The following is a 1740-nucleotide window of genomic DNA, read 5'->3' on the forward strand; positions in this document are numbered from 1 at the left end:
GCCTCCTCCCCCCAGCCGCCCGTGACGGACCCCATCGTGGTGACGTACGCCGGCGGGCTCTACGTGCTCGACGGCCAGAGCCTGCGGCTGGCCAAGGACATCCCGCTGGCCGGGTTCAACCGGGTCAACCCCGCCGGGGACGAGCGGCACGTGCTGGTCTCCACCGCGACCGGGTTCCGCGTGCTCGACGCCGTCACCCCGGCGCTGAAGGACGACGAGTTCAAGGGGAGCAAGCCGGGCCACGTCGTCAGGCACGGCGGCGCCACCGTGCTGTTCTCCGACGGCACCGGAGAGGTGACCGTCTTCGACCCCGCCGACCTGGCCGAGGGCCTGCCCGAGGGCGAGGTCTACACCGCGGCCGCGCCCCACCACGGCGTGGCGCTCCAGCTGGAGAACGGCGAGCTGGCCGTCTCCCTCGGCACCGAGGAGAAGCGGGTGGGCCTGCTCGTCCTCGACAGCTCCCGCAAGGAGATCGCGCGCAGCGAGGACTGCCCCGGCGTCCACGGAGAGGCCACCGCGCGGGACGAGGCCGTCGTGGTCGGCTGCGAGGACGGCGTGCTCATCTACAGGGACGGCGAGTTCACCAAGGTCGACAGCCCCGACGAGTACGGCCGCATCGGCAACCAGGCGGGCTCCGACGTCTCCCCCATCGTGCTCGGCGACTACAAGAAGGACCCCGACGCCGAGCTGGAGCGACCGACGCAGGTCTCGCTCATCGACACCGCCGCCGGCACGATGCGGCTGCTGGACCTCGGGACGAGCTACACCTTCCGCTCCCTGGCCCGGGGGCCGCAGGGCGAGGCCCTCGTGCTCGGCACCGACGGCCGCGTCCACGTCATCGACCCCGCCGAGGCGAAGGTCGTCAGGTCGATCGAGGTCATGGGCGAGTGGAAGGAGCCGATCGACTGGCAGCAGCCGCGGCCGGCCATCTTCGTCCGCGGCCAGAGCGTCTACGTGAGCGACCCGGCGACCAGAAAGGTGCACGCGATCGACCTCGCGGCCGGGCGGGTCGTCAAGAGCACCACCCTGCCGAAGAGCCCTAACGAGCTCAGCGGCACCAGCTGAACGTCCCGACCGGGGCCGAGCCGTCCACAAACCGGGCCGTTCACGGGCAGGGCCGTTCACGGGTCGGGCCGTTCACGGGTCGGGCCGTTCACGGGTCGGGCCGTTCACGGGTCGGGCCGTTCACTGGTCGGGCCGTTCACTGGTCGGGTTGGAGGAGTTGTCGCGGCCGGGGAAGCCGCTTCTCATGAGCCGCAGGAGCACGGCCCCGGCGAAATAGCCGATCAGGGCCGCCGTGGGGAACCCGGCGGGCCCGTGATGGCCGGGGCCGGCCAGGGCGACGGCGAGGAGGCCGCCCACGACGGCGGCCATCCCGGCCACGGTCAGGAAGGCGGCACCGCGCCCCGGCGGCGCGCAGGGGCCGCTGCGCCGCTCCACGGGCCCGAACACCGCGACGAGCAGGCCGAGGATGAGCGCGAGCGCGGCGAGCCAGGGGATGCGCAGCAGCAACCACGGCAGGGATCCGGGAGCGGCCTGGGGCAGCAGCCCGGTGGGGTAGAGCGCCAGCACGCCGAGTACGGCGGCGGTCATGTGCCACAGGAAAAGGGTCATGATCACCGAGTTGACCGCGACGACCGCCGTCCACTGCCGTACTCCCTGCAGCCACCGGTTGACGGGCCCGTGGAGGAGCAGCGCGACGCCGGTCTGGGCGGTGGCCAGCGCCAGCAGGGCCAGGGT

General features: G+C 72.9%; 1 protein-coding gene and 1 pseudogene. One reads left to right on the top strand and one right to left on the bottom strand.

Annotated elements, in window-relative coordinates; all coding sequences use genetic code 11:
- The coding region (aztD, locus tag E1292_RS50280) for a zinc metallochaperone AztD (protein ID WP_132606858.1) at positions 1 to 1065 on the top strand (1065 nt) is incomplete at its 5' end.
- Between the two features lie 120 nt (positions 1066 to 1185).
- Here aztD and E1292_RS52130 read toward each other — a convergent pair.
- Positions 1186 to 1740: pseudogene (locus E1292_RS52130) on the bottom strand (acyltransferase family protein); the annotation flags it as partial.

The organism is Nonomuraea deserti, from assembly GCF_004348685.1.
GTDB classification, from domain to species: Bacteria; Actinomycetota; Actinomycetes; order Streptosporangiales; family Streptosporangiaceae; genus Nonomuraea; species Nonomuraea deserti.